We start from the raw sequence: 26,246 nt of genomic DNA on the forward strand, positions 1-26,246 counted from the left end.
CTGGCTGCGGGTCAGCGGGCCCGGGGGGGATCGACCACGGTCACCAAGCGGCTCGGCCCGCTGTGCCCGTCCGCTCCCCCGGCCGCCCGGGTCACGGCGACGGGAGGCCCGGCGGGGCGCACGGTGACGTTCTCCGGGTAGAGCCTGCCGAGCAGGGCCAGGGCTACGAGGTCGTCCTGGCCGGTGGCGTCGAGAGTGACCTCGCCTGCTCGCGTCCACACCAGACCCGGGGCGCGCAAGGCCGCCCATATGTCCGCGGTGCGGGGCGAGTCCTCGGGGAGTGAGTCCCCCGCGTGTGCTCCGTATGCGGTCGCGTCACCCACGGCGGGGTCCGGCCGGTGGGCGAAGCGGTGGCCGCGCAGGGCCTGGCCGAGGTCGACGTGGACGGTACGGGTGCCGTCGGTGACCTCGATGTGGGCGGTGCGGGCCCCGTCGGGGGTGGTCGGTCCGGGGGCGCGGCGAGCGGTGAGCGGTCCTGCCGGGGCGGTGGTGGGCGGCAGGTGCTCGACGAGGGTGCGGGGTGCGGTGTAGTAGTCCGCCTCCTCGGCGACGTACGTGACTGGGTCGTCGGCGGCGTAGGTGAGGGGTTCGTCCGTGGCCTGGTCCGGGCGCCAGGTCAGCAGGTGCCGGGGCGCGGTGAGGGGTGACCGGTCGAGGACGGCGGGCAGGGCGGTGCCACCGGCGGCCGCGAAGCCGTAGCCGTCCGGGCCGGAGGTGCCGGTGACGACGTGGCGGGCGAAGTCCACGATGCGGGTGTGCCGGATCTGGCGTACGAGGAGTTCGGTGAGGAACGCGTCGCGGGCCGGCTCGGTGTGCCGCAGCCCGGTCGGGGTGACGGTCAGCGGCACGTCCTGCCAGTTGGTGAAGGGCAGCAGTGCGTCGCGCAGCAGGACGATCTGGTGCAGCCACTCGTTGTAGAGCTGCATGGTGACGGGTCCCCCGCGGCGACCCATGAGCAGGTCGGTCGCGGCGGGGGTGAGCAGGTGACCGTAGCAGCGGCTGCGGACGACCAGCGGGCCCGCGGGCAGGGGTGCCGGGTCGGTGAGCAGCCTCTCCAGAGCCGCGGTGGACCAGGAGGCCAGTTCCTGACCGATCCTCTCGGCCTGCGCGCCCAGTTCACGGGCGGCCGGGGCGCTGTCGGGGCCCACGAGCAGCGGCAGGGAGGTCTCCCTGGTGCCGAGGGCGAGAGTGGCGTGGATCTGCTCCTCCAACACCCTGCCGTCGGCGCTGGTGAGGGCGTTGTCGTCGATGATGCCCTGGAGCAGCGGCTCGGTGGCGGTGAGGAACCGAGCGGCGGTCAGGACGGTGCCGCCCGCCGGGAAAGCGTTCCAACGGCTGCCGCCGAGGGCGGGGGTGGGTGCGGGGTGCATGGGTCCTCCGTGGTGTCGGTGGAGCGGGGAGTGGAGCGGAGAGACGGGCTCGACGATTCCCGTGCGATGGCGGGCTCCGAGAGCTCAGGACTTAGGGCTCGGGCTTGAGACTTCACACTTATCTGGATCGTACGATCCAGATTTTGGGTAAGGAAAAATCACCCGATGGCGGCCACCGCGACCTCCACGACGGGTTCGAGGGCATGGAGGTCCGGCGTGACCTTCGAGGACACCAGGAGTCCGTTGAGGACGGTGACGAGGAACGCGGCGAGGGTGAGCGGGTCGTGTCGCGGCGCGATGTCGCCCCGCTCCACCGCCACGCGCAGCACCTCGGCCAGCGCGTCCCTGCCGGCGTCCTGCATGTCCCGCACGATCCGCCGGATCGACGCGTCCTCGGGGAGGCGCTCGCAGGCGGCGTTCACCGCCAGGCAGCCCCTGCCGTCGTGCCCGACGGCGATGCGGACGCGCTCCGTCAGCAGGGTACGGACCGCGGAGCGGGCGTCCGCGCCCTCCTCCAGGTCGCGCAGGGCGGCCGCCGCGAGGGTCGTGCGATAGTGCTCGAGCGCGGCTCGGTACAGGCCGTCCTTGTCGCCGAAGGCCGCGTACAAGGACCCCTGCCCGATGCCCAGGTGCCGGGTCAGGTCCCGTACCGACGTCGCTTCATAGCCGCGCGTCCAGAACAGCTCCATGGCGCGGCTCACCGCCGCTTCGGTGTCGAACTCCCGGGTCCTCGCCATGGGGCAACCGTAGCCTATCTGGATCGCACGCTCAAGAACGTCCGTGAGCGGTCGAGGCCGAGCCGGTCTCGGTCAGACACGGCAGCGGGCAGCGGGCAGGGGGGCGCGGGCAGCGGCACACCGTTGCGGACACCGGGGATTCCATGTGGCCACGTACCCGTTGTTCACGGCCACGGAACGTAGCAGTCGCGTAGCCCCCCGGCCCGGGGGGTACAGTCGGCTGGCTGCTCAGCCCGCGCCGGACCGGGCACTGCGGCCAGATGTGTTTTCGTCGCGTACCGGCCAGGGGATGTCATGACCCGTACACAGGAGCCGTCCGAGCTGCCGCAGCGGAAGTCCGACGCGCCGTCGGCGACCGACGCGCCGTCCTGCGATGCCCGTGTGGCGCGGATACGGCGGCGTCTGGAGCGGCTGATAGGAATCGCGGCGACCGAGGGCAACAAGCTCATCCCCCTGCGCAACGGGGATGAGATCTTCGCCGCGATGCTGGCCGGGATCCGCCGTGCCGAGCACACCGTGGACATGATGACGTTCGTGTACTGGAAGGGTGACATCGCCCGGCAGTTCGCGCAGACGCTGGCGGAGCGGGCCCGTGCCGGGGTGCGGGTGCGGCTGCTCCTCGACGGGTTCGGGAGCCGGCTCATCGAGACGGAGCAGCTGGACGCGATGGAGCGTGCCGGTGTGCAGGTGGCGTGGTTCCGCAAGCCGCTGTACCTCTCGCCGCTCAAGCAGAACCACCGTTGCCACCGCAAGGTGCTCGTCGTCGACGAGGAGACCGCGTTCACCGGTGGGGTCGGGATCGCCGAGGAGTGGTGCGGTGACGCGCGCAACGAGAACGAGTGGCGTGACACGCATGTGGAGGTCCGCGGCCCCGCCGTGGACGGGATCGCTGCCGCGTTCGCCCAGAACTGGGCCGAGTGCCACGACGAGCTCTTCGACGAGCGGGACCGCTTCGTCGAGCACCGTCCGCAGGGCGACGCCGTCGTGCAGGTGGTGCGCGGCTCGGCCAGCTTCGGCTGGCAGGACATGCAGACCCTGATCCGCGTGCTGCTCCAGTCCGCCGAGGAGCGCTTCCGCCTGGCCACCGCCTACTTCTCACCGGACGCGTACTTCATCGAGCTGCTGTGTGCGACGGCGCGGCGCGGCGTCGAGGTGGAGATCGTGCTTCCGGGGCCGCACACCGACAAGCGGGTGTGCCAGCTGGCGGGCCAGCACTACTACGAGGACCTCATCGCCTGTGGCGTGAAGATCTACCAGTACCAGCCGACGATGATGCACGCCAAGGTCATCACCGTCGACCGCGTGGCCACGCTCATCGGCTCGACCAACTTCAACCGCCGCTCGCTCGACCACGACGAGGAAGTCATGCTCGCCGTCCTGGACGAGGAGTTCACCGCCACCCTCGACGAGCACTTCGAGGCGGACATGGCGGCGAGCGAGCTGATCAGGGAGGGCCGGTGGCGGAGACGTTCGGTCCTCCAGCGGGCCCGGGAGGCCGCCGTCCAGCCGATCCGCCGCTTCCTGTGAACCCTCCCCGATCGACGGGGACCCGCGGTCAGCTCGGCTCCAACAGGATTCCCTCGTAGGCGAGCCACTGGGCGAAACTGTGCAGTCCGCGAGGCAGGCCCGTGGCGGGTGTCCAGCCCGGGGGCTGTTCGGCGACGCCGGCCGGGGTGTGCCACCCGGGCTCCTCGTCCGGCGTCTCCTGCAAGGGGACGGGTCGTACGTGGTCGTGTACGGCCTGAGCCAGTTCTGCCGCGGTGGAGGGCTTCTCGGGTGCGGCCGTCAGGTCGTGGTTCGCGGGGCGGGTGTTAAGCACCGCCGCGATGGCGTCGGCCAGGTCGTTGACGTGCAGGGGACGGACTTCCGCGTCCGGGGGGCCGGCGACCGTGACGGGACGGCTGCGCAACGCGTCCCACACCATGCGGCCGATGGGTGTGTGCCGGGAGCACCCTGGTCCGTACAGCTCGCCCACGGTCAGTGTGTAGGGAGTGGAGTCGTCGTCGGCGCGGACGGTGACCGCGGGCTCGGCGGTCCAAAGGCGCGTCAGGTCGATCACCGCGTCGGACGGCTCCCCCAGGTCGGCCAGTCTGCGGGCCAGGTGTTCGCCGAGGGGGTTCGCCGCCGCTCGCCATACGGGGCCGCCCCGCCGTCGTGGGCGGCGGCCCACGCGGTGGGCGGCGGCCTCACGTCCGGCGTCGAGCGCCCGGCGCGCCACCTCGGCCAGGGGCTCGCGGCGTCGTGCGAGGTGTTCCTCCGTGCTGGTGTTGCTGATGCCGCCGGTACCGATCGTGGCCATCGACTCCGCGTAGGCGGGCGACTCCGTGGACGGCGCGCGGAGTCCGGCGCGGGCCGCTTCGAAGCCCATGGCCAGGGCGGTCAGCCAGGTCCCGCGCACATCGGGCGCGGCCGGTCCGGGGCCGGGCGGGCGAAGGAGCGAGGCGGGCAGTCCGGCGCCGCGGAGGTACTGCTCGGTGTCCAGGTGCAGGCGGCGTTCGGGGCCGGGGCCCGGGACGCGGACCGCGCACTGCGCGACGCCGTACTTGAGGAAGGGCAGCGCGTCGGGGGCAGGGACGGTCCGGCCCTCCGCGTCCGGCCTGTCCCCCGGCAGGAAGCACACCGAACGGCGCGGGCCGCGGAAGGCGTTTCCGGAGAGGGAACCGTGGTCCTGGTGTTCAGCGAGGTTGGGGACGGCCACGTAGCGCGGGACGCCGGTCGCGCGGAGGAAGCGGTGCATCAGGATGTCGTCGGGCCAGCCGCCGAGCCGGGGCCGGGCGTAGGCGACGAAGCCCTCCGCGACCGTGCGGGGGAGCACGATGGCCACGCACGGGAAGTACTCGTTGACGGCGCCGACCCAGCGGGCGCCCGCCATCGATCCCCAGCGCACGGCCGCCCCGTTGCGGGAGTCCCAGAGGGCGAACAGGGCCAGGGCCGCCTCGGGGTGTGCCGCGATGGCGGACCGGACCCGGTCGAAGAAGTTTTCGGACAACGTCATGTCGTCCTGAACCACCAGTTGGTGGGTGGCTCCTTCGTCGATCGCCGACCAAGCGGCGAGCGCGGTGCGCAGCACCGAGGGGGTGCCGGTGGGGTCGGGGTCCATCACGACCCGCAGCAGCCCGGGTGGCGCGCTGAGCGTCAGCTTCTCGGCTGCCGCCCGGCGTCTGGGGTGGGTCATGACCACCGCGCTGAGTCGTTGAGGTGCCATCTGCCCTCCGTCTTCCGGATCGGTCGAGCCGTGCCGGCGCGAGTGCGAAACCCGCTGGTCCCGGACATTACGGAGGGCGCGGGCGCGCCGCAAGAGTGCCGAAATGGCCCTCTGGCAGGTGCAGGACCGAGCCACCGATCCTGAGGCCCGGCACGCCGAGCCCAGAGGTTCGCGTGCCTTCCTTCCTGATATCGGAAAGGGGCTCCCATGCCCGCATTACCCAGCCTGTCCGCTGCGGCCGCCACCGTCGACGTCGCCGAGGAGACCGTCCGCTCCCGGCTGGAGAAGCTCCGCGACGCCCGCGTCGTCGTGACGGGCGGCGGTGGCCTGGTCGGCAGCAGGCTGGTCTCCGTGCTACAGCGGTCCGGAGCCACCGTGACCGTCCTCGACCGCATGGACGCCTACCCCGAGCCCGGCCACGAACTCTTCGGCGTGGCACGCGGCGACGCCCGCCTGGTGGTCGGCGACGTCCGCGACGCCGACACCGTCGGAGCGCTGCTACGGCACGCCGACTTCGTGGTCCACGCCGCCGCCTACGCGGATGTCGCCGCCTGCACCCGACGACCCGACATCGCCTTCCGCGCCAATGTGGAGGGCACCCAGGTCGTCCTTGAGCAGGCCGCCCGGTCCGCCGTCGGCCGGCTCGTCCTTGTCTCCTCCGCGTCCGTCTACGGCGACGGCGCACCGGCCGCCGAGGGCCCGCAGGTCTTCCACGAGGACCAGCCGCTCTTCCCCATGTCCGTGTACGCCAACTCCAAGCTCTGGGCGGAGCACCAGACCCGCCTGATGCTGAACGCGGCCAGCGGTACCGAGTACGCGGTGGTGCGCTACTTCTCCGTGTACGGCGAGCCGCAGATACCCAAGAAGGGCAGCCACTCCTGGATGGTGCCCTGGCTCTCCCTCCAGGCGCGCCTCGGCCGGCCGATGCGGCTCAACGGCGGTGGCGTCCAGATCCGTGACCTCGTACACGTCGACGACGTCGCCGAGGCCACCGCGCTCGCCCTGACCGAGGAACAGATGGCCTCGCAGACCGTCAACATCGGCACGGGCGTGCCCACGTCGGTCCGCGAGGTCGCCGACCTGATCGCCCCGTACTTCCCCGGGGCACAGCGGATCGTCACCCCCCGGCCCGAGGGGGACCCGATCGGCGGCTACGCCTCGACGGGACGCGCCCGGGATCTTCTGCGCTGGCAGGCGGGCATCGATGTCCGCGAGGGTGTGGACCGGTATGTGCGCTGGCTGCTCGCCACACCGGACGCCACCCCGCGCTGGCTGGCCGGAGCGACGGAGGAGGTGTGAGGAGCCACGCCCGGACAGGCCCGCGGCACGCGGGTACGGCGACGGAGGAGACACGCACGGAATGAGTTACACCGGTTCGTACATCTGGTCGCTGCGCCAGAAGGTCGGCTCCAGGACGCTGTTGGTACCCGGCGCGCAGGTGCTGCTGATCGACGCGGCGGGCCGCGGCCTGTTCCAGCAGCGCGTGGACACCGGGGTGTGGGAGCTTCCGGCGGGCGCCTGCGAGGAAGGGGGTGACTTCGCGGACGCCGCGGTGCGGGAGGTCGCGGAGGAGACCGGTCTGCGGGTGGAACGGGAGGACCTGGTGGCGTTCGGGACGCTGTCCGATCCGCGGGTGCACACCCTGACCTACCCGAACGGGGACGTCACCCACTGCTTCGCTCTGTGCTTCGTCGCCCACCGCTGGTCGGGAGAGCTGTCCCCGGGCGCCGACGAGGTGCGCCGGGCCGTGTTCAGGCCGCTCGACGCCCCGCTCCAGCCGCTGCACCCGCCGACGGCGGTGGTGCTGTCCATGTACGAGAAGTTCCGTACGGAGGGAAGGTTCCAGGCCCGGTGAGCCCCATACATCCGATACGCGCGGTGGTGCCCTGCCGGGCCTGCCTGTCCGGCGAGGACCTGGACTGGCTCGGCGGCGGTCGCTCGGTCAGTCTCGCGCTCTCCCTGACGACGACCGTGGAGGCCGTGCCCGCTCCCGCTCAGGACGGACGGGCGGCGGACGACTGGTCGTGGGAGGTGTGGACGTTCCTGCGCGAGCGGCTGCCCGGCCTCGGTCCGCGCCCGCCCGCTGTCACCGTGCGCAGCGAGGCACCCGAGGCGAGCGGCCTTTCGTCGTCCACGGCGCGGATCGTGGCGCTCCTCCAGGCGTTCACGGACCCCTCGTTCACGGGTAGGAGCGTCGGCGACGACACGCTCGCCCAGTGGGCGTACGAGTTCGAGTTCGCCGTCTTCCACGGCGGCGGCATGGATCACCTGGCGGTCGTCGAGGGCGGCGCGCTGCTCCTGGAGGGCCGCGAGCACGGGCTCCCTGCCGTGCGGGAGCGGCTGGAGTTCCCTGCCGAGTGGCGGGTCCTCGTCGTGGACTCCGGGACCCGCAAGGACACCAGGCACCACATCCGCGACGTACGGGCACAGCTCGCGGCCCGCGACCCGGCGCTCGCCGTCTACCGGGCGGTGGCCGACGAGGCGTCGGGGCGGGTGTGGGAGGCGCTGCGCGACCGGGACCTGCCGGGGCTCGGGGCGGCGATGGTCCTGGCCCATGGGGCCATGCGGGACCAGCAGCGGATGTCGACGCCGCTCCTGGAGGAACTGCGGTCGCTCGCACTGCGCGCCGCAGACCTGCCGCTGAAGCTCAGCGGGGCCGGCGGAGGCGGTGCGCTGGTGGGTGTGTGCCGGGCCGACGCGGTGGAGGAGACGGCGGCGCGTCTGACGCGGGCGCTGAGCGTCGCCCATCCGCAGGCCAGGGTGCTCCCGGCGCACGCGGCCCCGGGCGCCCGCCGGGTGCCGGTGCCGGCGGGTGGAGACCGGGCGGAGCACGCCGCCTCACCACTGGCGCCGGTGTCGGCGACCGCACCCGCACCGGGAGGGAGGCAGCGGCGGGCCGCACCCTGACCACCGCCGGAGTGCGGCGGCGGGCGTTCGTGCACTGCGGCGGCGTCCGGTGCTTCCCCTTCCCCGTACATATGCGTACGGGGAAGGGGAAGCACCGGACGCCTTTGGCTGTCGGCTGTCGGCTGTCAGGTGTCGGCTGGCAAGTGCCAGGTGTCGGAAGTGTCCTGGCGGGGGGTCAGATGAACGGGTCGTAGTCCTGCTGGAGCGGAGGTCCGGCGGTCTCGCGCCGGTCGATGCGCTCCAGCTCCAGGTTGGAGCGGTGCCGTGCGCAGTGGAACCGGCAGTCCCTGCTGGGGTCGACGATGCCCCGGTCCGAGTCCTGCCAGATGTCGGCGAGGTCGTCGGTGACGGCGTCGCCGATCCTGGCCAGCGGGTTGCCGCGGTGGTAGGAGCACACGTACACCCCGGAGGGGGTGATGAGGGTGCGGAGCTCGGCTATGCGGCAGCGGTGGTAGTCCTTGGGCTGGACGGGGCCGACACGGGTGCGCAGGGAGGCGAGGGTGGAGGAGTTGACGAGTTGGAAGCGGTCGCTCTCCAGGCGGGCGGCGTCGGCCAGCTGGCGGTCGACGGACTCCAGTATCTCCGTGGGTACCTGCACGACGTGGTGGTCGTCGTCGAACATGGCCTTGGTCTCGAAGTAGTCGCAGCCGATGTCGTGGGCGAGTTCGGCCGCGCGCAGCACCTCGTGGTGGTTGGTGACCGTGCGGCCGTCGGGTTCCCGGCGTGACATCACGAGGAAGGAGTAGCCGAGAGCGCCCTTCTTCTCCGCGGCGAGCAGCCGCATGTTCCCGATCACCTTGTCGAAGACGCTGCGGCCCTTGCGGTCGGGGCGGAACAGACCGTACGTCTCCTCGGTGCCGGCGTCGACGGAGACGCGGACCCAGGTGGCGTACTGGGCGAGCTCGGCGAGGTTCTGCTTGATCATGGTGCCGTTGGTGACGACTCCCACGGCCAGGCCCGCCTCGCCGAGGATGGTCAGGACGCGGCGGGTGCCCCGGTGGGCGAGTGGCTCCCCGCCGCCGATGAGGACCACGGCCCGTACGGACAGGGCGACGAGTTCCTCGGCGAGCGCGACTAATCGTTCGGGGGTGAACCGGCCTTGGTTGAGGAGCTTGCCGCTGATGCACTCCGGGCAGGCGAGGTCGCAGAACGTGGTCGGGTCGAGGTCCACGACGAGCGGGGCTCGGGAGGGCTTACCGGAGGCGGCCTGGAGGACCCGGGGCCAGCCCGAGGGCTGGTAGAGCTTGCTGACGAGGTCGAGGCGGTCGTGCGTCACGGTGTTCTCCTCCACGGGGGTGGGACAGGGTGTCGCCGACGGGCCGCGCCGGGCGGGGTCGGGGGCTCAGCCCTTGACCGCTCCGCTGGCGAGTCCCGCGGCGATCTTGCGCTGGAGCACCAGGAAGAAGACCACGACGGGCAGGGCGGTGAGTGTGGCTCCGGCCATGAGACCGCCGTAGTCGGTGCCGAAGCTGGTCTGGAACGAGACCAGCCAGATACTGAGCGTCTGTTTCTCGGGAGTGGACAGCAGGACGTAGACGAGGACGTACTCGTTCCACGCCTGCACCATCGCGAAGACCGAGGTGGCGACGAGGCCGGGAGCGAGCAGCGGCAGGACGACGCGGACGAACGCGCCGAGCCGTCCGCAGCCGTCGACCATCGCCGCCTCCTCCAGCTCCACCGGGATGGCGGCGACGAAGCCGCGCAGCATCCACACCGTGAAGGGCAGGGTGAAGACGAGGTAGGTGAGGATGACACCGGCGAGGCTGTCGGTGAGGCCCGCTTCGTTCAGGAGCAGGTAGACGGGGATGATGAGGGCCGCGAGGGGGATCATCTGGACGGTGAGGATCACCATGACGAACGCCTTGCGTCCGGTGAACCGGAAGCGGGCGAGGGCGAATGCGGCAAGGGTGCCCACCAGCAGGGAGGCGAGGACGGTACCGGCACCGATGACGGCGCTGGAGCGCACGTTGGCCCAGAACGTCTCCGTGCCCATCGCCCGCGCGAAGTTGTCGAGTGTGGGACTGCTCGGCCAGAACTCCGGTGGCAGGCTGAGGATATCGGTGGCGGGCCGGAACGCGGTGAGGACCATCCAGTAGACGGGGAAGCCGACGACAGCGGCCACGAGGAGGCCGAGAACGTCGTAGCGGCGCCGCGGCGGGCGCCCGGGCCGGGCCTTGCGTCGCTGTCCTGATGTCATTCGGCCTCTCCAAGCCGCATCATCTGCCGCAGGTAGACCACGGCCCCGGCGAGCAGCAGGACGACGGTGACCACGGCGATGGCTGCTCCGGTGCTGTAGCGGTTGACGGCGAACGACTCGATGAAGGAGTACACACCGAGCAGGTAGTACTCGCGCTCGGGCTGGCCGCCGCGCATCAGCCACACCTGGTTGAAGACCCCGAAGTCCCAGATGGTCATCAGCGTGGTGACCACCACGAACACGGGCTTGACCGCGGGAAAGGTGACGTACCGGAAGACTTGTGACGGGCGGGCACCGTCTATGACGGCGGCCTCCTCCAGCTCCGGGGGGATCTGGGCGAGCGCCGCCCGTAGCGTGATGGCGGCGAACGGCAGCGAGCCCCAGACGACGACCGCGGCGATCACGGCGAAGCCCTGCCACGGGTCGGTGAACCAGTTGTGCCGGTCGAGGTCGACGCCGGGAAGCAGTGACAGCAACCAGTTGACCACTCCGTAGTCGGCGTCGAAGAGCCAGCGGAAGACGGCTGCCGCCACCATCACCGGCATCGCCCACACGGCGACGAGCACACTGGTGAGCACTGCCCGCACCCAGGGCGAGGCCCGCCGCATCAGCAGCGCGACGAGCAGTCCGAGCACCATGGTCAGGGTCACGCACACCGCGGCGAACAGCACGGTGCGCAGCACCACCGTCCAGAAGAACCCGTCGCCGAGGATCGTCCGGAACTGCCGCAGACCGGCCCAGGGCGGGGCCGCGCCGCTGAACAGCTCCTTGCGGGTCATGTCCTGGAACGCCAGCGTCACCATGTCGGCCAGCGGGTAGCCGAGCACCACCAGGAGTGCCAGCACGGTGGGGGCGATCAGGAGGTACGGCAGTGCGGAGCGCAGTCGGCGACGGATCGGTTCAGCGCTCATTGACCACGTCGTCGATCCGGCGGTCCGCCTCCCGGGCGGCGTCCCGGACGGACGCCTTGCCGGAGGCGATGCGCTCCAGCATCTCGGGCAGGATGTTGGACTTCTCCACCGAGGTCCACCCGGGGGCCAGGGGGGTGACCCAGCCGCGGGTGGCGGCCTGCGCCGCCGGGCCGTTGACTCCGTCGGCGGCGACGTCGGCCAGCTGGACGGTGTTGTTGGGCAGGGTGTTGGCGGCGATCATCTGCCGCTGGGACTTCCGGTCGGTGAAGAGGCGGATCCAGTCCGCGGCGAGGTCCTTGTTCGCCGACTTGGCGGGCACGGCGAGGGTGGAGCCGCCGAGGAAGGGCGGCAGCAGCTTGCCCGAGGGGCCGGGGAAGGCGAAGGTGGCGAACTTCCCCTTCAGTCCGGGGTCTCCGCCGGAGCGGGGGTCGGTGGCGGCCTGTGCCTCCCAGGTGTTGCCGTAGAACACGCCGACCTTGCCCTGCCCGACGACGGCGGGCTGGTCGCTGTTGTCCTTGGCGCGGTCGCCCTCGTAGTAGTCGTCCAAGAGCTTCTTCCAGGTGGTGAGGCCGTCGATGGACTTGGGTGCGGAGAGGGCGCCGTGCCAGCGGCCGTCCTTCTCGACCGCCATCTCGCCGCCTGCGTCCTTCACGAAGGCCATGGCGGCGTACCAGTAGCGGCCGGGCATGTAGAACGCGGAGAAGCGGGGGTCCTTGGAACCGAACTTCTCCTTCAGCTTGTCCAGGGCCGAGGTCAGTTCCGCATAGGTGCGCGGGGCCCGGGTGATGTCGGCCTGCTTGAAGTAGTCGTTGCGGTATATGCCGACGCGCGCACCCGCGTAGTACGGCACACAGTAGGTCCGGCCGTCGTGGCGGCAGGCGTCGGTGAGCGCGGGCAGCCACTGTCCGGAGTGGTCGAAGCCCTTCGGGTCCAATGGCGCGAAGGCGTCGTTGACGATGTAGTTGGTTGTCTCGCTGTTGCCCATCTCCACCACGTCGGGCACGTTCCGGCCGGCCAGGACCGCGTCGAGTTTCTGGTTCTTCGTCGTCCACTGCTGGTACTGGACGTCGACCTTCACCCCCGGGTGCTCCTTGGCGAACCGGCTGTTGGCGGAGGCGACCAGTGTCGGCCAGCTCTCCCTGGCGTCCACCGCGAGCCACACGGTCAGCTTGTTTCCGCCTCCTCCCCCTCCGCCGGAGCCGTCGTTACCGCCGGAGCCGCACCCGGCCGCCGTGAGCAGGAGGACGGCTCCCAGTACTAGGGACCGGCCGGGCATGCGCAGTGCCATCGGAAATCCTCCGTGCGTCGGGGCGTGTGAGGTCGGCGACCGCATCTTTCCTTACCCACCCCTTCGCGGGTCCGCGCGACGCGAGGGCAATTCGGCCGGAAGACAGCGGTAGGCACTTCCCTCGCACCCGGCACGTTGCGCCCTGTGCGCACCGTCCGTCCCAGGACACCAAGGGACCACACTCCGGCCACGCTGACGCGAACGCGACGTCGGGTGACGGAGTGGCTCTTGACGGTGACGGAGCGGGGCCGCAGGTTTGCCCTCAGCGGCACTTCCGCGACTTCGACCGGAGGGTCTGTACGTGACCGAACAGAGGACGACCGGATCCGACATCCCCGCCCGCCCGGTGCGGGTCAACTCTTGGAACGGCTGGGACCCACTGCGCCATGTCATAGTCGGCCGTGCGCAGGGCACCGTGGTGCAGGCCCCCGAGCACGCGGTGCGCAGGGACTACCCCGACGACGGCTTCCCGCTGGGCACGCACGGCCCGATGCCGGCCGACATGGTGGCGGAGGCCGATCAGCAGCTCGACGACTTCGCCGACATGCTGAGCCGGCGCGGCATCCGCGTGGACCGCCCCACACCTGTCGACTTCACCCAGCGGGTGAGCACGCCGGAGTGGACGCACGACTCGATGTTCGGCTGCATGCCACCCCGGGACCTGCTCCTCACGGTCGGCAACGAGGTCCTGGAAGCGACCATGTCCTACCGCAGCCGCTGGTTCGAGTACCTGTGCTATCGACCGGTGCTCCAGGAACTCTTCGAGTCCGACGAGCGGATGCGCTGGGAGGCCGCCCCCAAGCCCCGGCTCACGGACGCGTCGTACCACACCGGGTTCTGGGACACCTACAACGACCTGCCGACCGACGTGCAACTGGCCCGGGTCCGCGACTACGACCTGGTCCTCACCGAGGCGGAGCCGCTGTTCGACGCGGCCGACGTGGCACGGTTCGGCAGGGACCTGTTTGTGCAGCTGTCGTTCGTCACCAACAGGAGCGGCTTCGACTGGCTGCGGCGGCACTTCCCCGACCACCGGGTGCACGCGGTCACCTCGACCAACACGCACCCGCTGCACATCGACGCGACCTGGGTGCCGCTGCGTCCGGGGCTGGTGCTGCACTGCGGGGAGCGGCTCGCCGACGCCGAGCTGATGGAGTTCTTCAAGCTCAACGACTGGGAGATCGTCGAGGCGGTGCAGCCGGCGAGCTGGGACCACCCGCCGAAGCTGTCCTTCAGCAGTCCGTGGCTCGCGGGGAACATGCTGAACCTCGACGAGAACACCCTGTGCATCGAGGAGAAGGAGGTACGGCTCGCGGAGCAGTTGTCGGCGTACGGGTTCGAGATCGTGCCGGTGCCGTTCCGGGCGGTGGGGCCGTTCGGCGGCGGGCTGCACTGCGCGACCGTCGACATCGAGCGGGACGGCGCGCTCGAGGACTACTTCCCGCGCAGGTACGGCCGTTTCTAGGCCCGGGTCGCCGCTGGTGGACGGGGTGGGCGCGGTCGTCCTCGACTTCTACGGCACGCTCGTACGGATGGTGCGGCCGCTGCCCCCCGACCACCGCGGCATCTTCGCCCGCCGGGGCCTCACGCCCCAGGGGGAGCTCTGGGGTGACCAGTGGGCCGTGGGTCCCCGCGAGGGCGAGGAGCACTCCGCGTACTCGGCCGACGAGGTCACGTACACGGCGTGGGAGCGCGAGAGGCTGCGACGCCGGGCGCGGGACTGCGGGGTGCCGCGGGAGGCGCTCGACGGGCTGGTCGACGAGTTGGACCGGGCGATGAAGGCCATCAGGCTGGAACTCTTCCCGGACGTACGCGAGGTCCTCGGCGCCCTGCGGCGCCGGGGGCTGCTCGTCGGGGTGTGCTCCAACTGGTTCTGGAACCTGGAGGAGTGCGTCGAGGAGGTGGGGCTCGGTGGCGCCGTCGACGTGGTGGTGGGCTCCGCCAGGGCGGGGGCACGCAAGCCGCACCCGTTGATCTACCGCGCACTGCTCGACCGGTGTGCGCTGCCGCCCGAGCGGGTGCTCTTCGTCGGGGACATGTGGGCGCCCGACGTGCTCGGCCCTCTCGACGCGGGGATGCGGGCCGTCCACCTGCACCGCCCCGACCGGGCGGTGGACGGTCCCGCGCCGCCCCTGCCCGCCGGGGCCGCGCGGATCAGCGGGCTCGACGGCCTGCTCACCGGGGCGGTGGTGTCCGGTGTCGCAGCCGGTCCAGGAGGTTGCGGGTGACGCGGACGACGGCCGGGTCCAGTTCGTGTCCGCAGACCACGGGCCAGTCCGTGGTGCCGGCCGTGAAGACCGTGCCGCCTGCGGTGTAGAGGCCCATGGTGGCGGCACGGGGGCTGCTGATGGTCTTCTCGCGCGCGGGGCCGTTCCAGTGGCCCCACTCGATGTGGTGGAAATCCTCGTGCACCGGTTCGAGGACGTGAATTCCGAGGATGAGGAACGATTCCGGAGTTCCGTCCTCTCCGGTGGCACGGGCGATTCCTTCGGCGTCGTACGCGAAAGCGGCACCGTCGCATTCGTACCCGATGAGGGGGGTACCGGCACCCAATCGGTCCTGCGCTCCTCCTCCCGACCCGTCGCGCAGCCCCGTCCCTTCGTATATCCAGTGGTCGGCGTGTTGCACCGAGTAGCCGACTCGGGGCCGGTCCCCGGGCCATTCGGTGGCGGGCCACATTCCGCCGTTGCGGAAACTCACTCCGGTGAGTGCGTTCTCCGGCCTGCCGACGCCGTCGGGTGCGGGTACCCACCACTGGTCCGTGGCGGGCAGGTGGGGGTACTCCGCCCCGACGTGGTGGTCGGTGTCGGAGACGAATGCGGAATTGCGGTCCACCGGATGTGCCCGCCACCAGCAGGCGTTGGCACTGAGAAAGGCGATGTTTCCGCCGCCGCGGACGAATTCCTCCGCGTGGGCGCGCATCGCCCCGCTCCAGTACTCGTCGTGGCCGACGCTCAGCAGCAGGTCGTACGAGGAGAGCAGTTCCGGGTCCTCGTGCAGGTCGAGGTCCGTGCAGTACTCGACCGGGTAGCCGTGGCGCTCCAGCCACGCGACGAAGGGCGCGTCCCAGTACGCGAGGTCGATGACACCGCCAGGACGGTGGAAGCTGACCTTGTGACCACGGGGTTCGCCGTCCCCGCCCGCTCGGTGGACGGGATGGTCGTACAGGCTCGCGCCCCGTTGTGTGCCGGGCAGGTCGGCGCGGTTGTAGGCGTGCCGGGTGAAGGTGGACTTCTTGTAGAGGATCGCGGAGTGGCTGCCGGGGACGCGTGGGCGGACGACGAAGAATTCGCGTGCGTACCCTTCTAGATCCGCCAGGTCGAGGAACGGTGGGCCACCGGCCCGGTCGTCGTGCCCGAGCTCCACGAATTCGACGAGGTGAATTCCCGGCTGCCACTCCTTCGGTACGGTGAAGCCGAGAGGTGGCCAACTCCAGTCGTCTGCCGGTGAAGCCGTTCCGGGTATTCCGTCCGGGTGGGCGGGCGCCGCGTGCAGAGCACCGGGGTGGACGGCGGACTCACCGACGAAGACGAGTTCCCGGCCGAGCCGGTAGAACCGCAGCCGGAAACGGGCGGAGTCGGTGGAGACGTGCACCGTCATTTCGCCGCCGACGGTGACGCTTTCACGGCCGATATATCCTTCGATCATGTGAGGCATGCTAGGTGCCCGCCGAGGCGGCGACAACGGCGCGCCCAACCGGCCATTCGAACCCCTTTTCTGGACACAGTCGACGATCCCTGAATCCCCTGTGGATCTCTTGGGTACTGCGGAATCCGGCAGGAGAAGAAGGCGTCCGCCGAACGGTGAGGGGATCACATGAACAATGAATTCCGGGTACGGGAACTGCTTCTGGGCATCGAGGGGCTCGCGCTGCTGCGGCACGCGGTGGACGGCGACGACGCCTTCCTGCGGGCCAGGGTGGCCGACATCCGCCGTTTCGCCGCCGAGGAGCGCGGCCCGGAGGAGCTGCCGGGCGACGGGAGCGCGATCAGCGAACTCGACGCGACAGCCGGTTACGCGGCGTGGTCCACGGTCTACGACTCGCTGCCCAACTCCTACATCGAGGTGGAGGAGCCGGTCGTCGCATCGATCCTCGACGGCGTCGCGCCGGGCGTCGCGCTGGACGCCGCGTGCGGCACCGGGCGGCAGACCCGGGCCCTCACCGGCCGGGGCCACCACGTGATCGGTGTCGACCAGTCACCGGAGATGCTGGCCAAGGCCCGCGCGAACACCCCGGAGGCCGAGTACCGGATCGGGAACCTGGAAGAGCTGCCCCTGGCCGACGACTCCGTCGACTTCGCTGTCTGCTCGCTCGCCATGACCCACCTGGCGGAACTCACCGCGGGCGCCGCGGAACTCGCGCGGGTGGTACGGCCGGGCGGGCGGATCGTCGTCACCGATCTGCATCCGTTCGTGGTCGCCCTCCAGGGACAGTGCTTCTTCGTCAACGGCTCCGACGACCTGGCGTTCATCCGCAACCACGTCCACCTGCCGGGCCGCTACCTGGAGGCGTTCGGACAGGCCGGCCTGCGCGTGCGGGCCTGCCACGAACCGCTGTTCAACGGGCGGCTCGCACCCGGCGGATACGAGGAGTTCATCGGGGACGCGGCCCGCGCCGCCTGGGACGGGCTGCCCATCGTCATCGTCTGGGACCTCGAAGTCCCCGCCTGAGAAGGAGCTGGACCCGATGGCCCTGAAGTTGGTACGCCACTCCCGACAGCCCGAACTGTGGGACCGCATCCCGGACCGGTTCGCCGGCGTGGTGCCCGAGTACAACCTGCACGGCGACATCAACGGCGACTACTGGAACCGGCTGTTCGAGGACTTCCCCGACTACCAGTTCCTCCTGTACGACGACGAGCGTGACGTGATCGCAGGCGCGGGCCGCTCACTGCCGCGCAGCTGGGACGGCACGGCGGCGGATCTCGGCCCGGGCCTCGACGACTCGATCGCGCGGGCCTTCGCCGACCGGGACGCCGGCCGCGCCCCCGGGGCGCTGTGCGCACTGGGCATCGAGGTCGCCGCGGACCACCAGGGCCGGGGCCTGTCCAAGGTCCTGCTGGACGCGATGACCGAAACAGCCGCGCACGCCGGTCTCCCAACCGTCCTGGTGCCCGTCAGGCCCACGTGGAAGGAGCGGTACCCCCTCACGCCGATCGAGCGGTACGCGGCATGGACCCGCGAGGACGGAGCCCCGTTCGACCCGTGGATCCGCACGCAGGTGGGCGCGGGCGGCACCGTCGCGGCGGCATCCGGGCGCTCCTCGCGGATCACCGGAACGGTGGCCGAGTGGGAGAGCTGGACGGACATGGCCTTCCCCGAGGACGGGGACTACGTCTTCCCCGGCGGGCTCGCGCCGCTCCGCGTCGACAGGGAACGGGACCTGGGCACGTACTGGGAACCCGGAGTGTGGATCACCCACCGGGTCCCCGCCTAGAGCAGGGCCTCCCCGGTACGGACGGCGCTCAGCGCCAGGGCGGTCATCGCGCGGACCTCCTCCGGGCCCGCCTCGGGACGGCGCTCGGGCGACAGCCCGGCGGGTCCGGCGCCGGCGACGGCCGCGCGCCGCAGCCTGCTCACGGCGGCGTCGGGCACACCGGCCGGGGCGGGCCCCAGGCTGCGCGCGGCGTGGGCGGCCTGCCGCCCGAGCAGCAGGCAGTAGGTCCACAGCTCCTCGGCGAAGGGCCTGCCGAAGGTGTGCGCCACCCGGGCGGCGAGGTCCTCGGGCAAGTGCGCCTTCCGCACGGCGTGCACGCCCTCTTCCGTGAGGCCGGTCGCGGGCAGCGCCTCCCGCCAGGGGTGGTGGCCGCGACCGCCGTCGGCGTCCTTCTCCTGGCCGGGCAGCCTGATGTAGCCCTCCCCGTACCGCATGTACGGGATCCAGCCGGGCTCCTCCAGGACCCGCCCGTGGGCGAGCAGGGGGCCGGCGTCGGCGGCGGAGACGGGGCAGGCGGCGAGCCGGATGCCCTGCGCCGCGTGACCGTTGATGCTGCTCGTCCCGATGTGCTCGACGATGTTCGGCACGGCGAGCAGACTCATTCTGCCCCGCTCCCGGAAGAAGACGGAGAACAGTTCGTCGTCGTGCCGCTCGGCACTGCCCCGAGCGAATGACGTGAAGGCGGCGGCCGTCGTGACCGGCAGACACACGGCGAGGGACGGAGTGAACTCGTCGGGAACGGCCCGCACCCACGCGGCGCCCGCGAGAGCGGCGAGGCGGGCGGCACCGCCGTTGCGAGCGTGCCAGTTGGTGTAGAAGGCCAGTGCCTCGTCGGGGAACCGGGTGGCGGCCTCGGTGACGATCTCCAGGAGCTCGACGGGCGCTTCGATGTCGTCCTGGACCACAAGGTGGTGACTCGCACCGGGAGCCGCCGCGGACCAGGCGACCAGGGCGGTGCGCAGAGCGGAGGAGGGACCTTGCGGGTCGGGGTCGATGGCCAGGCCGTCGAGACCCAGCCGATGTGCGAGGTCCTGCGCCTGGACGAGACGGACGGGATGGGTCATGACGGCCGAACTCACGTGAGTTCCGGGCACCTTGGTCACATGGGCTCCTCGGCGGGGGATCGCCGGTCATGCTCGCAGAGTGCGGGCCGACAGGGGCCGGTGTGCCGGTACTTTGGCCGGATCAGTGGCGGTAGCGGCTGCCCCAGTGGGACCGGGCGAGGGGCTCACTGCCGGTGGTGAACCGTACGGCGCGACGACGGCCCGCACCGGGCGTGTCGTCGACCAGCGGGTCCGGGTGCCGGTGGCGGAGGAGAAGGGTCGCGACGACGAACCAGCACAGGCCGACGACGACGTCGGCGTACAGGGCCATGGCGAACGGCAGGTGCGCGACACCGTGTACGGCCGCCACCGCGAGGATCGAGACACCGGTGTCTACCGCAAACAGCAGATTTCGCCCAGTTCGCCGCACTGTGAACGCCTCTCGTCCGTCGTACCGCTTCCGAGCGCACCGCTCGCGAGCAGTGAACGGCAGAACACCGCGCTTTGTGACGTCCCGTTCCAGCCAGGCTGATCGGGGCGCGAATTCACGGTTCCGCTGCACGGCGGACGGCGACCGGACCTCGCGTGCCGCGGGGACGGAGGCGGCACGCGTGCGCGTCCTGCCGCGGGGACGGAGGCGGCAGTACGCGTGAGCCTCGGCAGCCGGAGGCGCACGGATCGCGGCGTGGCGGAATCCGGCGAGCATTGCCGCGCCTTCCGCGGGCAACAGCAACGTAAGAGGCGACTGCGGGGCGTCGAACACTCCGCGGCGGCTCCCGGCGGCGCGACGCCGTGCTCACGCTGGTCCACCCCTGGCTCATTGGCTCCACTTCTCGCCCTGGAGGCACTGATGTCCCCTCATCCGGTCATGATCGCGGGCGCGGCCCTGCTCACCGTCGGCGCGGCCTACGCCGTGTACGACCGCGCGTGGCCGGCCGCTTTCGGGCTCGTCCACGGTGCCGGTCTCCTCGCCCTCTGGGCTCGGGGCGAGCGTGCGGCACACCGCCGGGCCCTCGTCCTCGCACAGCGCGCCGAACTCGCCGCGCGCCCCTGTCCCGACACGCCTCTCACGCCACAACTACAGGCCGAACTCAGGCGCGCGTGGGCGGAGTTGAACGCGGCCTGCTGCTTGCCCGCGGGGCTCTCGCACCACGCCGAGCACGACCCCGCACACTGCTCCCGGAACTGACGCGCCGGGGCGGTCGGGCGCCGGAGGACAGCGCTGCGGGCGCGCGGCGTCAGCCGATCATCGACATCAAAGACCGGTGCGTCGCGCCGTCCGCCGCCGCGACGAGTCCGCGGCCTTGCGGCCCCACGGGGCCGCCGTCGATCCCGGTGACCACGCACCCCGCGGCCCGGCACAAGGCGATACCGGCAGCGAAGTGCACGCTCCCGGGCAGGTCGCCGCCATCGGTGACGTACGCGGCGCGCTTGCCGGCGGCGACCCAGGCCAACGCGAGCGTGGAGGAGACGACGCGGGGCCGGAACCGCGCCACGAAATCCGGGTGTGCCAGCAGGTCGACGGCCCGGAACGCCGGGGCCCCGGGGAACGGCGGGTCCAGGTTGACGTCCACGAGGTGGGTCGAAGGCGTGGGCGCAAGGCGGACGTCGGCGCCTTCGTGCCGTACCTGGGCGGTCTCGCCGTCGGTGGCGAAGACCTCGCCGCTGAACGGGTCGGCCACCGCTGCCGCACCGCCGCGCAGCGCGACGTTGACGGCCACCAGCATGTTGCCGACGGCGTAGTTCAAGGTGCCGCACAGGGGGTCCACCAACCACTGGCGTGCCGCATCGGCGTCACCCTGCCGGCCGCCCTCCTCGCCGAGTACGGCGTCGTCGGGCCGTGCGGCACGGATGACGCCGAGTATCGCCTTCTCGGCCTCCACGTCGGCGGTGGTCGCGAAGTCCCCGGCCCCCTTGTCGATACGGTCGAGCCGCCGACCGTACAGGGAGCGCACCACGTCCGCGCCGGCGCGTGCCGCCGCCGTCGCGACGCCGACATCGTCGAGGCCCGCATGTGAGGTGATCATTCCGCGCATGATAGCGACGCCCGAGTTCTCGCCTCTTCCGGGCGCCCACCTTCCCCTCTCCCGCGGGACGCCGTCCGGAGGCGGTCACACAGGGGGCGGTCACGCAGGGGGGAGTCACGCAGGGGGCAGTGACGACTCAGCGGCGGTGGACGCTGACGGCATAGCCGCCGCCCTCGTACGGGTGGGCGGCCCAGGTCGCGAAGCGATCGACGAGGGAGAGGCCCGCCGCGGTGCAGCAGGCGTCGTACTCCGGCAGGGTGATCCCGGGCGGCACGGGCAGGTGGGCTGCGTCCAGGCCGAACCCGGCGACCAGGACACCGCCCGGGCGCAAGGTCGCGGTCAGGCGGTCGACCACTGTGGCCTCGGTGCCAGGGGCGAGGAGCGGGAAGATGTTGCCGGCGGCGACCACGAGGTCGAAGTCCGCGGCCACACCGTGTGCGGCCGGGTCGAACTCGGCCAGGTCCGTCTGGATCCAGGGCAGTTCCGGCTCCTGCTTGCGGGCCACCGCCAGCATGGAGGCGTCGAGGTCGACCCCGACACAGTCGTACCCGAGCTCCGCCAGCCGGATCATGACCCGTCCGGTACCGCACCCGGCGTCCAGTACCCGTGCTCCCGGGGACACGAGCGCGGCGCAGAACCGTGCCTCCCCGTGCATGTCCCTACCGTTGCCGGCCAGGGCGGCGAACCGGGCGGCGTAGTCCTCTCCGGACGTCCCACCGGTCAGTTCTCTCCATCGGTTCATGGGGGAAAGGGTAGGTCCAAGCCTAAAGATCCGTCGCGCCGCTCCCGCTCCCGCACCCGCACCCGCACCCGCACCCGATCCTGATCCTGATCGCGGCCACCGTGCCGTCGCCCCGCAGAGTCAGTGCGCCCGGGCCTTCATGACGTACGCAGTCCAGGCGGCCCAGGGCTGTCCCCGGTCCGTCAGGGCCGCCGACGGAGATGCCCTCGGTGACGGCCACGGCCAGGAGGGTCTCGCCCGGGGCGCACGCCGGCTCCACCGTCTCCGCTGTGTCCACGGTGACGATCCGCACGTCTGCCCAGGCCCGGCCCCTGCGGGTCATCACATTCACATTGCGCACCGCGCCCGCCACCAGACGGCAGTCCGTGACCGCGTCGCCGGAGAAGGCGAAGGGGCGCAACGGTCCGACCTGGTGCGGGGCGCCGTCCACGGTCAGCAGCATGCCCTCACCCTCGACCAGGGTGATCACGCGGTCGACCCCGGCGAAGGGCGAGAAGGGGCCGTCCGCGTCCACGTCCGCGACACTCACCCGCCAGTCGAAGCCGTCCGCCAGTTCCTCGCCCGACGCGGGCACGTGGACGAGGCCTGACGCGACCTCCCGGGTCAGTCCGCCACCGTTCCTCCACGGCACACCGCGGTAGTCCCCCCGACGCAGCACATCACCGCCCACCCGGCAGCGCCTCCCCTCTTCCCTCATCGTCAGCCTACGGGCAGGGGCTGGGGGCAGGGGGACCCGCCGGGTCCGGGTCCCCCACCGAACAGCAGAGAGCGGTTCGGTCCTACTTCCACGGGTCGGTGAACGACCTGCCGGGCACCGGCTTGGCGATGAGGGCCACCGCTATGAAGAAGTTGACCTGCCCGATCGCGAACATCAAAGTGGCGAGCGCCTTGTCCTCGTAGTGCTCGGCAGCCTCGGCATACAACTCGTCGGAAACCCGCTCGCCGTCCGCGGACGGCTGCAACACGGCCTCCACCAGGGCCAGGGCGGCGCGCTCCGCACCGGAGAAGTACGGCGAGTCCTGCCAGGAGGACACCGATGTGATCCGCTCCTGCGACTCCCCCGCCTTGCGCAGGAACCCGGTGTGCAGAACGGTCAGGTAGGTGCTGCCGACGATCTGGCCCGCCCGCAGCTGGACCAGGCTGATCGTGGAGCGCGGCACCGAACCGTTGCCGGTGACCTTGAACAGTGCCGCCGACACCGCGGCCAGCTCGGGGACGAGCTGCGCGGGGTCCTCGCTCATCCGCGGAACCATCGGGACCTCAGCCGTGATCGAACGTGTGCTCATCGTCGTCTCCTTATGTCCTCAGTGCACCGCGAGGTGCTGTCACTGTCCTGACGGACCGCGGCAGGAGAATGTGACCGATGGCGGGCAGCGGAATGTGATCGATGACGGGCAGAGGGCGCGGCGACGTGCGCACGATCTCCTCGCGCAGCGAGGTGACGGTGTCGAAGTCCAGTTCGCCGGACAGGCATATCACCACCACGGCCCGGCCCAACGGGACTTGACGGATCACCAGCCGGGGTTCGGCGTCCTGCTCCACGGCAGCTGCTTCCTTCTCTGCCCGCGGGCGGTGCGGCGCCCGCCCAGCGGGCGACCAAGATCTCCCTCAGGGCGCGCACTGGGCCGCAGCACCCGCGTTCCGGAGCGCGTCACTCAGATGCGCCTTCCGAGGCGCGTCACTCGGATTCCCCTTCCGAAGCCCGCCGCCCCCGCGTGAGCGCCAGCACGCTTCCGACGACGGCGATCATGGCGATGGCCAGGGCGATGCTGATTCCGCCCTCGGTGTCCCAGTACACGTCCTCCAGGCTGATCAGCAGGGCCGCCTCGTCGACGACGAGGGCCAGGCCCACCCCGTAGGCCAGTCCCATCCAGGCGCGCGCCCGCGCCGAGCGGTCGGCAAGACCTGCCGCGCCCACCACCGCGAGCAACAGGATTCCCCACACGTAGTGGTGGATGTGCACCCCGCCGGCCTGCATGTCGCCGACCCCGGCCACATCGATGTGGATGAGCCAGGTGAGCAGCCGCATGCCGCCGAAGGTGAGGGCGAACCCCCACCAGGCGAGGACCAGGCCCCGGCGCTTCGGGGAGATGCCGGGCAGCAGGCGCAACCAGGGCGAGGGTCGCCCCGGGCGGCCGGAGGATGCGTCGCCGGAGGATGGGCGGCTGGAAAATGCGCGGCCGGAGGATGGGCGGCCGGACGTCTTGCGGGATCTCATCCTGGCCTCTCCGCCGTGAACTTCTCGATCAGTGCGGCCATGGCGTCCGGCGCACTGTAGTGGGCCGCGTGCGCCGCGCCGGGGACGTCCTGGGTGTGCCCGTCGGCGACCAGGCCTGCCACTCGCCGAGTCCATGTGCCGGAGGCGATGGTGTCACCCGCTCCCCGTACGACGAGCGTGGGCGCGCGGACCCGGGAGAGGTTCACCTCGAACGACGTGGCCGCGTCCCGCAGTGCCTGCCGGAAGGAGGCGGCACACCGCAGCGGGCCGGTCACCAGATAGTCGAACGCGGCGAGGGAGAGCAGCCCGAGAGGCTCCCTGGGGGCGTCCGCGACGAGCCGGCCGAACTGACGCGAGGCGGAGACGCCCGGTTGGAGCGCCGGACCGACCAGCACCAGGCGGCTCACCAGGCGGGGGTGGCGTGCGGCCAGCGCCGCCGCCACCTGGCAGCCGACCGAGTTGGCCACCAGCAGGCTCGGACCCGGGCAACGCCGCTGGAGCAGACGGGCCAGGGCGTCGGCGCACTGCCCGACGTCGGGCGCGCGGCGCACGGCGGCCCGTGAACGCCCGTTGCCCGGCAGATCAGGCACCAGCACGCTCGCCCCGCCCACGGCCAAGCGGCGCGCGAGCGGCACGAAGTACCGGCCCGAGAGTCCGAGTCCGTGTACGAGCACCATGGCCGGGCGGTCCTCGCGTGGCGGCGGACCGTATCCGCGGACGAAGAAGCCGTCATCAGTCATGTGATCCACCTGTCCGCCACCGTCCGGCGCAACCCGGGTCCGCCTCGATCGATCGAGCACCGAGTATCCCTGCGTGACGGGCAGGCGGGCGCGCGCAACGCACACGCACCGATCAACCGTCCAGGTGTTCCCGCACGGGCGGGTGCCGTGCCTGCTCGACGTGGCTCACCAGCAGGTCAGCCGACTGCTTCGGCCCGGCGATGAGGACGCGACGGCTGCCGGGGGCTCGTCGGGAACGGCGCCGGGACGCACGCGTGCGAGCCCGCGGGAGAAGGCGGACGGGGTTCAGGAGCCGCCCGTCTCCGGCGCCTCGTCCGCGGCCCGGGCTTCGACGACGCTCAAGACGGTGGGCGTGGAGCAGACACGGGTCAGGCGCAGGCCCGCCTCGGCCAGCAGCGCACGGAAGTCCTCGTGCGTGCGCTCGCGGCCGACCAGCGAAGCCATCATCAGCAGGTCCAGGTCCTTGGCCTGGTGAGGGCGGTTGTCGGGGGCGATGACCGCGTCCACGACCAGGACCCGCCCTCCCGGGGCGAGCGAGCGGCGGCAGGCGCGCAGCAGGCGGACACACTGGTCGTCCTGCCAGTCGTGCAGGATGCGCTTGAGGAGGAGGATGTCGCCTCGGGGTACGTCGGTGAAGAAGTCGCCCTCCGCCGTGGACCACCGGTCAGCGAGCGCCGCGTCGTCGCCCAGCCGGTGCCCGGCCACGACGTGGGCCCGGTCGTACAGGACGCCGTTGAGACCGGGGCAGGCTCGCAGGACGGCGGCGAGGAACCCGCCCTGGCCCCCTCCGACATCCACGACGGTGCCGGTCCTCGGGAAGTCGTAGGCGTCGGCGATCGGTCCGTTCTCCACGCCGGACATGGCGGCCATGCCGTCGTGGAAGACGGCGGCGGTCTCGGCGTCCTGGGCGAAGTGGTCGAAGAACGGTTTGGCGAAGATGTCCTCGAAGACGGAGCCGCCGGTACTGAGGCAGTGGTCCATCCGCCCCGCGGGGAGCCAGAACGTACGGTCGGTGATCATGAGGATTCCGTCCCGCACCGATCCGGGAACGTCGGACCGCAGTGCTTGCCCTGCCGCCTCGAGACGGAACCGGCCCTGTTCGTCCTCGCCGAAGATTCCTCGTGTGGCGAGGAGCCGGAGCACCCGGGTCAAGGCCGCCGGGTCCGTGTCGGTGGCGGCGGCCACCTCGGCGGGTGTGCGGGGCCCTTCGGACAGGTGGTCCGCGACGCGGGCAAGAGCGGCGGCTCGCAGCGCGGCCGGGAACACGAAGCCGAGCGCCGCGTCGATGAGTGCGGCGCCTCCCCCGTCTCCGTCGTGCGCCCCGCCCGCCGCCCGCTCACCGGCAGTGCCCATGTCGCCCATCGCCCGGCTCCTTCCACTCCCGCGCCCGGTCGAGCACACCCGTGCCCACGGGCCCGCCGCCT

27 protein-coding genes are annotated in these 26,246 nt (G+C 71.5%); 9 read left to right on the forward strand and 18 right to left on the reverse strand.

Annotation, left to right across the window (positions count from 1 at the left end; genetic code table 11):
- Positions 1-11: 11 nt before the first annotated feature.
- Both ACH4DX_RS14775 and ACH4DX_RS14780 read right to left on the reverse strand, forming a co-directional pair.
- Positions 12-1,370, reverse strand: a complete 1,359-nt coding sequence (locus tag ACH4DX_RS14775) for a hypothetical protein (protein ID WP_398155333.1) — start codon at positions 1,368-1,370, stop codon at positions 12-14.
- A 158-nt stretch (positions 1,371-1,528) separates the two neighbouring features.
- A complete protein-coding gene (locus ACH4DX_RS14780; RefSeq protein WP_398155334.1) occupies positions 1,529-2,107 on the reverse strand; it encodes a TetR/AcrR family transcriptional regulator in 579 nt (192 codons plus the stop codon).
- 294 nt (positions 2,108-2,401) lie between these two features.
- Between ACH4DX_RS14780 and ACH4DX_RS14785 the strand changes: the two genes are divergently transcribed.
- The gene (locus ACH4DX_RS14785) at positions 2,402-3,634 is read left to right on the forward strand and encodes a phosphatidylserine/phosphatidylglycerophosphate/cardiolipin synthase family protein (RefSeq protein WP_398155335.1); all 1,233 of its coding nucleotides are present in this window, start codon (positions 2,402-2,404) and stop codon (positions 3,632-3,634) included.
- A 28-nt stretch (positions 3,635-3,662) separates the two neighbouring features.
- On the opposite strand, the gene ACH4DX_RS14790 is transcribed toward ACH4DX_RS14785, so the two are convergent.
- Positions 3,663-5,312: a hypothetical protein gene (locus tag ACH4DX_RS14790; RefSeq protein ID WP_398155336.1), complete on the reverse strand. Its 1,650-nt coding sequence runs from the start codon at positions 5,310-5,312 to the stop codon at positions 3,663-3,665.
- Between the two features lie 207 nt (positions 5,313-5,519).
- Here ACH4DX_RS14790 and ACH4DX_RS14795 point away from each other — a divergent pair, with 207 nt between their 5' ends.
- From ACH4DX_RS14795 to ACH4DX_RS14805, 3 genes are all read left to right on the forward strand, one after another.
- Positions 5,520-6,611: an NAD-dependent epimerase/dehydratase family protein gene (locus ACH4DX_RS14795; protein WP_398155337.1), complete on the forward strand. Its 1,092-nt coding sequence runs from the start codon at positions 5,520-5,522 to the stop codon at positions 6,609-6,611.
- A gap of 61 nt (positions 6,612-6,672) precedes the next feature.
- Positions 6,673-7,167, forward strand: coding sequence for an NUDIX domain-containing protein (locus tag ACH4DX_RS14800; protein ID WP_398122501.1), 495 nt, complete (start codon positions 6,673-6,675; stop codon positions 7,165-7,167).
- Positions 7,164-8,219 carry a mevalonate kinase gene (locus tag ACH4DX_RS14805; protein WP_398155338.1) on the forward strand — a complete coding sequence of 352 codons (1,056 nt, stop codon included), beginning with the start codon at positions 7,164-7,166 and terminating at the stop codon, positions 8,217-8,219. The genes ACH4DX_RS14800 and ACH4DX_RS14805 overlap by 4 nt, the downstream gene beginning before the upstream one ends.
- A gap of 175 nt (positions 8,220-8,394) precedes the next feature.
- Here the strand turns inward: ACH4DX_RS14805 and ACH4DX_RS14810 are convergent, their stop codons facing one another.
- The 4 genes from ACH4DX_RS14810 to ACH4DX_RS14825 form a co-directional block, all read right to left on the reverse strand.
- Positions 8,395-9,495: a radical SAM protein gene (locus tag ACH4DX_RS14810; protein ID WP_398122503.1), complete on the reverse strand. Its 1,101-nt coding sequence runs from the start codon at positions 9,493-9,495 to the stop codon at positions 8,395-8,397.
- 66 nt (positions 9,496-9,561) lie between these two features.
- Entirely contained in the window at positions 9,562-10,416 is an 855-nt protein-coding gene (locus ACH4DX_RS14815; protein ID WP_398155339.1) for a carbohydrate ABC transporter permease, read from the reverse strand.
- Positions 10,413-11,327, reverse strand: coding sequence for a carbohydrate ABC transporter permease (locus ACH4DX_RS14820; protein ID WP_398122505.1), 915 nt, complete (start codon positions 11,325-11,327; stop codon positions 10,413-10,415). Before ACH4DX_RS14820 ends, ACH4DX_RS14815 begins: the two co-directional genes overlap by 4 nt.
- The gene (locus tag ACH4DX_RS14825; protein WP_398122506.1) at positions 11,317-12,615 is read right to left on the reverse strand and encodes an extracellular solute-binding protein; all 1,299 of its coding nucleotides are present in this window, start codon (positions 12,613-12,615) and stop codon (positions 11,317-11,319) included. Before ACH4DX_RS14825 ends, ACH4DX_RS14820 begins: the two co-directional genes overlap by 11 nt.
- Before the next feature lie 301 nt (positions 12,616-12,916).
- On the opposite strand from ACH4DX_RS14825, the gene ACH4DX_RS14830 reads away from it, so the two are divergent.
- Both ACH4DX_RS14830 and ACH4DX_RS14835 read left to right on the forward strand, forming a co-directional pair.
- Positions 12,917-14,080, forward strand: coding sequence for a serine/threonine protein kinase (locus tag ACH4DX_RS14830; RefSeq protein ID WP_398122507.1), 1,164 nt, complete (start codon positions 12,917-12,919; stop codon positions 14,078-14,080).
- 16 nt (positions 14,081-14,096) lie between these two features.
- Entirely contained in the window at positions 14,097-14,843 is a 747-nt protein-coding gene (locus ACH4DX_RS14835) for an HAD family hydrolase (RefSeq protein ID WP_398155340.1), read from the forward strand.
- Here the strand turns inward: ACH4DX_RS14835 and ACH4DX_RS14840 are convergent.
- Entirely contained in the window at positions 14,791-16,263 is a 1,473-nt protein-coding gene (locus ACH4DX_RS14840) for a N,N-dimethylformamidase beta subunit family domain-containing protein (protein WP_398155341.1), read from the reverse strand. The genes ACH4DX_RS14835 and ACH4DX_RS14840 overlap by 53 nt on opposite strands.
- A 168-nt stretch (positions 16,264-16,431) precedes the next feature.
- Between ACH4DX_RS14840 and ACH4DX_RS14845 the strand changes: the two genes are divergently transcribed.
- Positions 16,432-17,286: a class I SAM-dependent methyltransferase gene (locus tag ACH4DX_RS14845; RefSeq protein WP_398155342.1), complete on the forward strand. Its 855-nt coding sequence runs from the start codon at positions 16,432-16,434 to the stop codon at positions 17,284-17,286.
- A 16-nt stretch (positions 17,287-17,302) separates the two neighbouring features.
- Entirely contained in the window at positions 17,303-18,052 is a 750-nt protein-coding gene (locus ACH4DX_RS14850) for a GNAT family N-acetyltransferase (protein WP_398122511.1), read from the forward strand.
- Here ACH4DX_RS14850 and ACH4DX_RS14855 read toward each other — a convergent pair.
- Together ACH4DX_RS14855 and ACH4DX_RS14860 are read right to left on the reverse strand one after the other, a co-directional pair.
- Positions 18,049-19,116, reverse strand: coding sequence for a hypothetical protein (locus ACH4DX_RS14855; protein WP_398155343.1), 1,068 nt, complete (start codon positions 19,114-19,116; stop codon positions 18,049-18,051). The genes ACH4DX_RS14850 and ACH4DX_RS14855 overlap by 4 nt on opposite strands.
- Positions 19,117-19,237: 121 nt before the next feature.
- Positions 19,238-19,465 carry a hypothetical protein gene (locus ACH4DX_RS14860; RefSeq protein WP_398122513.1) on the reverse strand — a complete coding sequence of 76 codons (228 nt, stop codon included), beginning with the start codon at positions 19,463-19,465 and terminating at the stop codon, positions 19,238-19,240.
- A 480-nt stretch (positions 19,466-19,945) separates the two neighbouring features.
- On the opposite strand from ACH4DX_RS14860, the gene ACH4DX_RS14865 reads away from it, so the two are divergent.
- Positions 19,946-20,284: a hypothetical protein gene (locus ACH4DX_RS14865; RefSeq protein ID WP_398122514.1), complete on the forward strand. Its 339-nt coding sequence runs from the start codon at positions 19,946-19,948 to the stop codon at positions 20,282-20,284.
- Positions 20,285-20,333: 49 nt separating this feature from the next.
- On the opposite strand, the gene ACH4DX_RS14870 is transcribed toward ACH4DX_RS14865, so the two are convergent.
- The 8 genes from ACH4DX_RS14870 to ACH4DX_RS14905 all read right to left on the reverse strand — a co-directional run bounded on the left by ACH4DX_RS14870 (position 20,334) and on the right by ACH4DX_RS14905 (position 26,175).
- On the reverse strand, positions 20,334-21,122 hold the full coding sequence (locus ACH4DX_RS14870) for an inositol monophosphatase family protein (RefSeq protein ID WP_398155344.1): 789 nt from the start codon (positions 21,120-21,122) through the stop codon (positions 20,334-20,336).
- Between the two features lie 136 nt (positions 21,123-21,258).
- Entirely contained in the window at positions 21,259-21,864 is a 606-nt protein-coding gene (locus ACH4DX_RS14875; protein WP_398155345.1) for a class I SAM-dependent methyltransferase, read from the reverse strand.
- A gap of 22 nt (positions 21,865-21,886) precedes the next feature.
- Entirely contained in the window at positions 21,887-22,495 is a 609-nt protein-coding gene (locus tag ACH4DX_RS14880; protein WP_398155346.1) for a HutD family protein, read from the reverse strand.
- A 148-nt stretch (positions 22,496-22,643) separates the two neighbouring features.
- Positions 22,644-23,150: a carboxymuconolactone decarboxylase family protein gene (locus tag ACH4DX_RS14885; protein ID WP_398122518.1), complete on the reverse strand. Its 507-nt coding sequence runs from the start codon at positions 23,148-23,150 to the stop codon at positions 22,644-22,646.
- Between the two features lie 10 nt (positions 23,151-23,160).
- Positions 23,161-23,406: a hypothetical protein gene (locus ACH4DX_RS14890; protein ID WP_398155347.1), complete on the reverse strand. Its 246-nt coding sequence runs from the start codon at positions 23,404-23,406 to the stop codon at positions 23,161-23,163.
- Between the two features lie 136 nt (positions 23,407-23,542).
- Positions 23,543-23,974: a hypothetical protein gene (locus ACH4DX_RS14895; protein WP_398122520.1), complete on the reverse strand. Its 432-nt coding sequence runs from the start codon at positions 23,972-23,974 to the stop codon at positions 23,543-23,545.
- Positions 23,975-24,078: 104 nt separating this feature from the next.
- Complete coding sequence (locus ACH4DX_RS14900) at positions 24,079-24,822, reverse strand: alpha/beta fold hydrolase (protein WP_398155348.1); 744 nt, start codon at positions 24,820-24,822, stop codon at positions 24,079-24,081.
- A gap of 285 nt (positions 24,823-25,107) precedes the next feature.
- On the reverse strand, positions 25,108-26,175 hold the full coding sequence (locus ACH4DX_RS14905; protein ID WP_398155802.1) for a methyltransferase: 1,068 nt from the start codon (positions 26,173-26,175) through the stop codon (positions 25,108-25,110).
- Positions 26,176-26,246: the final 71 nt, after the last annotated feature.

The organism is Streptomyces sp. NPDC017940 (assembly GCF_044328435.1).
Taxonomy (GTDB): Bacteria; Actinomycetota; Actinomycetes; order Streptomycetales; family Streptomycetaceae; genus Streptomyces.